The 6000-nt window shown below is 73.6% G+C and carries 7 protein-coding genes; 5 read left to right on the forward strand and 2 right to left on the reverse strand.

Annotated elements, in window-relative coordinates; all coding sequences use genetic code 11:
- Positions 1-52 precede the first annotated feature (52 nt).
- Positions 53-1432, forward strand: a complete 1380-nt coding sequence (locus ACTT8P_RS21270) for a hemolysin family protein (protein WP_442833271.1) — start codon at positions 53-55, stop codon at positions 1430-1432.
- A complete protein-coding gene (locus ACTT8P_RS21275) occupies positions 1429-2454 on the forward strand; it encodes a hemolysin family protein (protein WP_442833272.1) in 1026 nt (341 codons plus the stop codon). Before ACTT8P_RS21270 ends, ACTT8P_RS21275 begins: the two co-directional genes overlap by 4 nt.
- A 19-nt stretch (positions 2455-2473) precedes the next feature.
- Here ACTT8P_RS21275 and ACTT8P_RS21280 read toward each other — a convergent pair whose 3' ends face one another.
- Positions 2474-3052 (reverse strand): helix-turn-helix domain-containing protein, encoded by a 579-nt coding sequence (locus tag ACTT8P_RS21280; protein WP_442833273.1) that lies wholly within the window; start codon positions 3050-3052, stop codon positions 2474-2476.
- A gap of 102 nt (positions 3053-3154) precedes the next feature.
- Here ACTT8P_RS21280 and ACTT8P_RS21285 point away from each other — a divergent pair, with 102 nt between their 5' ends.
- Both ACTT8P_RS21285 and ACTT8P_RS21290 read left to right on the forward strand, forming a co-directional pair.
- On the forward strand, positions 3155-4084 hold the full coding sequence (locus ACTT8P_RS21285) for an alpha/beta hydrolase family protein (RefSeq protein ID WP_442833274.1): 930 nt from the start codon (positions 3155-3157) through the stop codon (positions 4082-4084).
- 79 nt (positions 4085-4163) lie between these two features.
- Positions 4164-5081 carry a CPBP family intramembrane glutamic endopeptidase gene (locus ACTT8P_RS21290; RefSeq protein ID WP_442833275.1) on the forward strand — a complete coding sequence of 306 codons (918 nt, stop codon included), beginning with the start codon at positions 4164-4166 and terminating at the stop codon, positions 5079-5081.
- On the opposite strand, the gene ACTT8P_RS21295 is transcribed toward ACTT8P_RS21290, so the two are convergent.
- Positions 5026-5367 (reverse strand): helix-turn-helix domain-containing protein, encoded by a 342-nt coding sequence (locus tag ACTT8P_RS21295; RefSeq protein WP_442833276.1) that lies wholly within the window; start codon positions 5365-5367, stop codon positions 5026-5028. The two genes, ACTT8P_RS21290 and ACTT8P_RS21295, sit on opposite strands and share 56 nt — an antisense overlap.
- Before the next feature lie 137 nt (positions 5368-5504).
- On the opposite strand from ACTT8P_RS21295, the gene ACTT8P_RS21300 reads away from it, so the two are divergent.
- A complete protein-coding gene (locus ACTT8P_RS21300; protein WP_442833277.1) occupies positions 5505-5876 on the forward strand; it encodes a hypothetical protein in 372 nt (123 codons plus the stop codon).
- The last annotated feature ends 124 nt before the right edge of the window (positions 5877-6000 follow it).

Here is a 6000-nt window from a genome sequence, read left to right on the forward strand (position 1 = left end):
AGCCTCCCAGTACCGGCCGTACCCGTCGTCTCACGGGAGCGGGGGTGCCGCGGTGACCGAGGTCCTGCTGCTCCTGCTGGCCATTCTCCTCACCCTGCTGTGCGCCGTGTTCGTCGCGGCCGAGTTCTCGCTGACCACCGTCGAGCGCGGTGACCTGGAGCGCGCCGCCGAGCACGGCGAGCGCGGCGCGGACGGCGCCCTGAAGGCCGTCCGCCGCCTGACCCTCCAGCTGTCCGGCGCCCAGCTCGGCATCACCGTCACCTCCCTGGTCATCGGCATGCTCGCCGAGCCGTCGCTGGCCGTGCTGCTGCGCGGCCCGCTGGCGGCGCTCGGCCTCGGCGGCGCCGCGTCCACGGTGGCGACCGTGCTCGGCGTGGCCGTCTCCACCGTCGTCCTGATGGTGGTCGGCGAGCTGGTCCCCAAGAACTGGGCGATCTCCCGGCCGCTGGCCGTCGCCAAGGTGGTGGCCACCCCGCAGCGCGGCTTCACCGCCGCCTTCGGCCCGTTCATCGGCCATCTGAACAACACCGCGAACCGCGTCGTACGCCGCTTCGGCCTGGAGCCCGCCGAGGAGCTGGCCTCCGCCCGCAGCCCGCAGGAGCTGGTCGCCCTCGCCCGGCACTCGGCCGCCGAGGGCGCCCTGGAGGCCGACTCCGCCGAGCTGTTCGTGCGCACCCTGCACCTGAGCGAGCTGACCGCGGAGAACGTGATGACGCCCCGCGTGGACGTCAAGGCCCTGGAGGCGCACGCCACCGCCGCGGACGCCGCCAACCTGTCGCACGCCACCGGCCTGTCCCGCTTCCCGGTCTACCGGGACAGCCTGGACGAGGTCGTCGGCACCGTCCACATCCGGGACGTGCTGGCCCTGGAGCCGTCGAAGCGGGCGGCCACCGCGGTCACCGAGCTGGCCACCGCCCCCCTCCTGGTCCCCGACAGCCTGCCCGCCGACCGTCTCCTTGAGCGCATGCGCGCCACCCGCACGATGGCCGTCGTCATCGACGAGTACGGCGGCACGGCGGGCGTGGCCACGGTCGAGGACATCGTCGAGGAGGTCGTCGGCGAGGTCCGCGACGAGCACGACCCGGTCGAGGTCCCCGACCTCCAGCCGGCCGGCGAGGGCGCCTGGGAGGCGGACGGCTCGGTCCGCATCGACCAGCTCGCCGCGATCGGACTGACCGCGCCGGACGGCCCGTACGAGACGGTCGCCGGACTGGTCGCCACGTATCTCACGCGCATCCCCGCCAAGGGCGACGCGGTGGAGCTGGACGGCTGGCGGCTGGACGTCCTCGGCGTCGACCACCACCGCGCCGACCGGCTGCGCATCACCGCGCCGCCGCCGGACCCGCGGCCGGTACCCGCGCAGGACCGCCAGGAGCGTCCGGACCGCCAGGACCGCCAGGACCGCCAGGAGCACGAGGAGATGGCCCGATGACCGTCGTCCAACTCCTCATCGGCGCCCTGACACTGGTGACCAACGCGTTCTTCGTGGGCGGCGAGTTCGCCCTGATCTCGGTGCGCCGCAGCCAGATCGAGCCGCTCGCCCAGAAGGGCGACAAGCGGGCCCGGATGACGCTGTGGGGCCTGGAGCACATCTCCGCGCTGCTGGCCACCGCCCAGCTCGGCATCACCGTCTCCTCGCTGGTGCTGGGCGCGGTCGCCGAACCGGCCATCGCGCACCTGCTGGAACCCGCCTTCGAGGCGGTGCACGTCCCGCACGCGCTGGTGCACCCGATCGCCTTCGCGATCGCTCTGTCGCTCGCCACCTATCTGCACATGCTGATCGGCGAGATGATCCCGAAGAACATCGCGCTGGCCGCCCCGGCCGCCACCGCGATGGTGCTCGGCCCGCCGCTGGTCGCCCTCACCCGGGCGCTCAAGCCGGTGATCTTCGGCATCAACGCCTTCGCCAACACGCTGCTGAAGCTGCTGCGGGTCGAGCCGAAGGACGAGGTGGAGGCCGTCTTCACCGACGACCAGCTGGCCCGCATGGTGGACGACGCCAGCGAAGCCGGCCTGCTCGCCCCGGCGGACGGCGAACGGCTGCGCGACGCGCTGGAGCTGGGCACCCGCCCGGTCGGCGAGATCCTGGTCCCGCCGCAGCAGATGCGTACGGTCGCCCACACCGTCACCCCGGCACAGCTGGAGCGGCTGGCCGCCGAGGCGGGCTACTCCCGCTTCCCGGTCAGCGGCCCGAGCGGCACGCTGCTCGGCTACCTGCACATCAAGGACACCCTGGGCCTGACCGACCGGGACCGCCCGTTCCCGCGCACGGCCCTGCACCCGGTCACCCGGGTCCGCATCGACACCCCGCTGGACGACACCCTCACCGCGCTGCGCGGCGCGGGCAGCCACCTGGCGGCGGTCACCGGCGAGACCGGCACGGTGCTCGGCTTCGTCACGATGGAGGACGTACTGACCGAGCTGGTGGGACCGGCGGCGGAGCCGGTGGCCTGACCGTCCCGGTACGGAGGGCTCACGGTGCGGAGGGCTCGAAGCCCTCCGTACCGTCCCCGGCGTCCCCCTCCCCCGCCTTGTCCGGTACCAGCGCCAGGCTGATGATGTGCCGGATACGGCCGTCGCCCGCGCTGTGCCCGGTGCGGCGGGCGACCAGTTCCTCCAGTTCCGCCACCAGTTCGGTGAACTCCTCGGGGGTCACCCACACCGCGCCCTGCCGGTAGAGGACGCCCTCGCGGGGCGGGTCGGCGTCGTCCCGGGAGAGGTAGCGGTCGAAGCCGTCCATCAGCGCACCGGTGAAGACGGTGACCGCCTGCCGGTGGTCGTCCTTGGTCATGGCGGCGCGGGCGTCCGCGTCGACGAGGGCCTCGTCCTGCCGGACCCGGTAGCTGCGCTCGACGGTGCCGCGGACGCGTCTTTCGTGGACCACCTCCAGGATGCCGGCCTGGGTGAGGGTCGCGACGTGCCGGTACATGCTCGCCGGGGAGACGTCGGGCAGCCGGTCGCGCAGCTGGGCCGTGGTCAGTTCACCGGCGCCGACCAGGGTCTGGAGGATGCGCATCCGGACGGGGTGCAGGAGCAGATTCGCGGTTGCCATGCCGTCATGGTCTCACACGCTCTCAGATCTGATAACGTTCTCGTAGTTGAGAACGACCGGTCGGGAGAACGGCCGGGCGTCAGCCCTGCGAAAGGCGCAGCCTTGCCCGACATCGACCTGACGGTCCCGGCGGACGACGGAACCGCCCTGGCCGGCACCCTGACGCTGCCGGCCGGCCCCGGTCCGCACCCGGCCGTCCTGCTGCTGCACGGCTCCGGCCCGCTGGACCGGGACGGCAACACCCCCAAGCTGATGATGAACCTGGCCCGGCCGCTGGCCGACGTCCTCGCCGCGGCCGGGATCGCCACCCTGCGGTACGACCGGCGCGGCGCCGGCGCCACCCCCGGCGACTGGCGGACCGCCGGCTTCACCGACAACCGCAAGGACGCCGCCGCGGCGCTGCGCGCCCTGGCCGCCCGGCCCGACATCGACGTCGGCGCGGTCGGCGTGGTCGGCCACAGCGAGGGTGCCCTGCACGCCATGACCCTCGCGGCCCGTACCGAGGTGCGGGCGGTGGTGCTGCTGGCCGGGTTCGCGGGCGTCGGCGAGGAGGCGTTCCGGTGGCAGGGCCGCTCGGTGGCCGGCAGCCTGCCCGCGCCCGTCCGGCTGCTGCGGCGCCCACTGGGGGCGCTGGGCAACCGGGTGCTGGCCCGGATCAAGCGGACCCGGACGGACGTCGCGCGGATCGCCGGCGCCCCGGTCAACGCCCGCTGGATGCGGGAGATGCTCGGGCACGACAGCCGGGCCGACCTCGCCGCCATCCACGCGCCGGTGCTGGCCGTCACCGGCGACAAGGACCTCCAGGTCGACCCGGCCGACCTCGACGAGATCGGCCGGCTGGTGCCGGGCGGCGCCGAGACCCACCGCCTCGCCGATCTCACCCACGTACTGCGGCCGGACGCCGGCCGCCCGACCCTGGGCGCCTACCGCCGGCTGCTGCGCGAACCGGTCGACCCCGCGCTGCTCGCCCTCGTCGCCGACTGGCTCACCCGCCACCTGGCCCCCGTCTCGCGGGAGCCGGCCGCCTCCTGACGCGGGGCGCCGCCCGCCCCTCGCATCACCCCATCACCCCCCCCATCACCCCCATCACCCCCACAAAGGAAAATTTGGCATGCCCACGTCACACACGTCGCACACGTCACACACGCCCCGCACCGCAGAGCCGCTCACGCCCACCACCCCCGACCGCCGCCGCGCCGACCTGACCCTCTTCATGGTCATCGCCTTCGCCGTGAGCTGGGGCTGCTGGGCCGCCGCGATGGCGATCGGCGGCCCGGCGAAGAACGGCGAACCCTCCTACGTGCCCTTCCTGCTCGGCGCCTTCGGCCCGCTGATCGGCGCCCTGGTGATCCGGATCCGCCGGCGCCGCCGGGGCGAGCCGGTGCCGCCGCACGCGGTGCGCTACCGGGCGGCGGCGCTGCCCTGGGCGCTGCTGCTGATGGTGGCCGCCGCCGTGGCCGTCCTGGTCGCCGGGGTGATCGGGCACGCGGCCGGCGGCCCGGCGCCGAGCTGGGCGGACGCCAAGGACGTCATGGACGACATGGGCGGGCCCGCCGCGTTCCTGGTCGGCATGATCGTCTCCGGCCCGCTGTCCGAGGAGCCGGGCTGGCGCGGCACCGCCTACCCGAGGATGCGCGCCACGATGAGCCCCCTGCGGATCGCGCTGGTGCTCGGAGTGGTCTGGGCCGTGTGGCACCTGCCGCTGTTCTTCGTCGACGGGACCGTCCAGCACGACCTGGGCCTGTTCACCCCGAGCGGGGTGCTCTTCGCCGCCGGCAACGTCCCGATGGCCATGCTGGTGACCTGCGCCTACCAGCGGGCCGGGGTGGTCGCCTCGATCGCCGTGCACTTCGCGGTCAACACCACGATGGTCCTGCTGGGCGTGACCGCCCCCGCCGTCCAGGCGCTGATCATCGGCATGCAGCTGATCCTCGTCGCACTGCTGCTGGTCACCGGCCGGCCCGCGGACCGGGTCACTGCTGCGGCGGCGGTCCGTTCTCCCCTGCCGCGCGCCGGTACTCCCCGTTGATGCGCTGCGCCTCCTCCAGCTGGTCCTCGAGGATGACGATGCGACAGGCGGCCTCGATCGGGGTGCCCTGGTCGACGAGCTCGCGGGCCCGCGCGGCGATCCGCAACTGGTAGCGCGAGTACCGGCGGTGGCCTCCTCCGGAGCGCAGCGGGGTGATCAGCCGCGCCTCCCCGAGGGCCCGCAGGAAACCGGCCGTGGTGCCGAGCATCTCGGCGGCCCGGCCGATGGTGTAAGCGGGGTAGTCGTCGTCGTCCAGCCGTGCGCTGAGCGGATTGCCTGCTGTCATGTCACCTCGTAGTGCAATTCCTCAAGGGGCCCGGCGCCGATACGGCGCTGCCGGGCCCCTTGAGGAATTCAACACCATCGGGCCCTGTGGCCGCTGCGGCGGACGGGCCCCCGCGGGCGACCCATAGACTCGATCTCATGCCGAACCCTGATGAGCTGCTCGTCTCCATCGCCGCCATGGTGGAGTCGGAGCCGAGCAATCAGATGTCCTTGACCGTCGTGGCCCAGGGCGCCGTCATCACCGGCCGCCTGGCTCCGGAGAACACCTGGCGGGAGCGGGTGGCGGAGGTGCTGCGCGCCTCCGACCGGCTGAGCCCGTTCGCCGACGTCTTCGTCCGGCAGCGCAGGAAGGAGCGGCCGGACGGGCCGGCGCCGACGCACCTGCACTTCCACCTCGCGCGCATCCTCCAGGGCAGCCTCGGGATTCCGGAGACCGGCGGGATGTACCGGGTGGCGATCAGGGACGTCAGCGCCTGGACCGTGGGCGACTTCAGCTACTCGGACCAGTGATCCGCCGGACCGAAGTGACCTGCGGACCGAAGTGACCTGCGGGCCGAAGTGACCTGCGGGCCGAAGTGACCTGCGGGCCGAAGTGACCTGCGGGCCGAAGTGATCCGCCGGATCACTTCGGCCC

The sequence above is a fragment of the Streptomyces sp. JW3 genome (assembly GCF_052216785.1).
Lineage (GTDB): Bacteria > Actinomycetota > Actinomycetes > Streptomycetales > Streptomycetaceae > Streptomyces.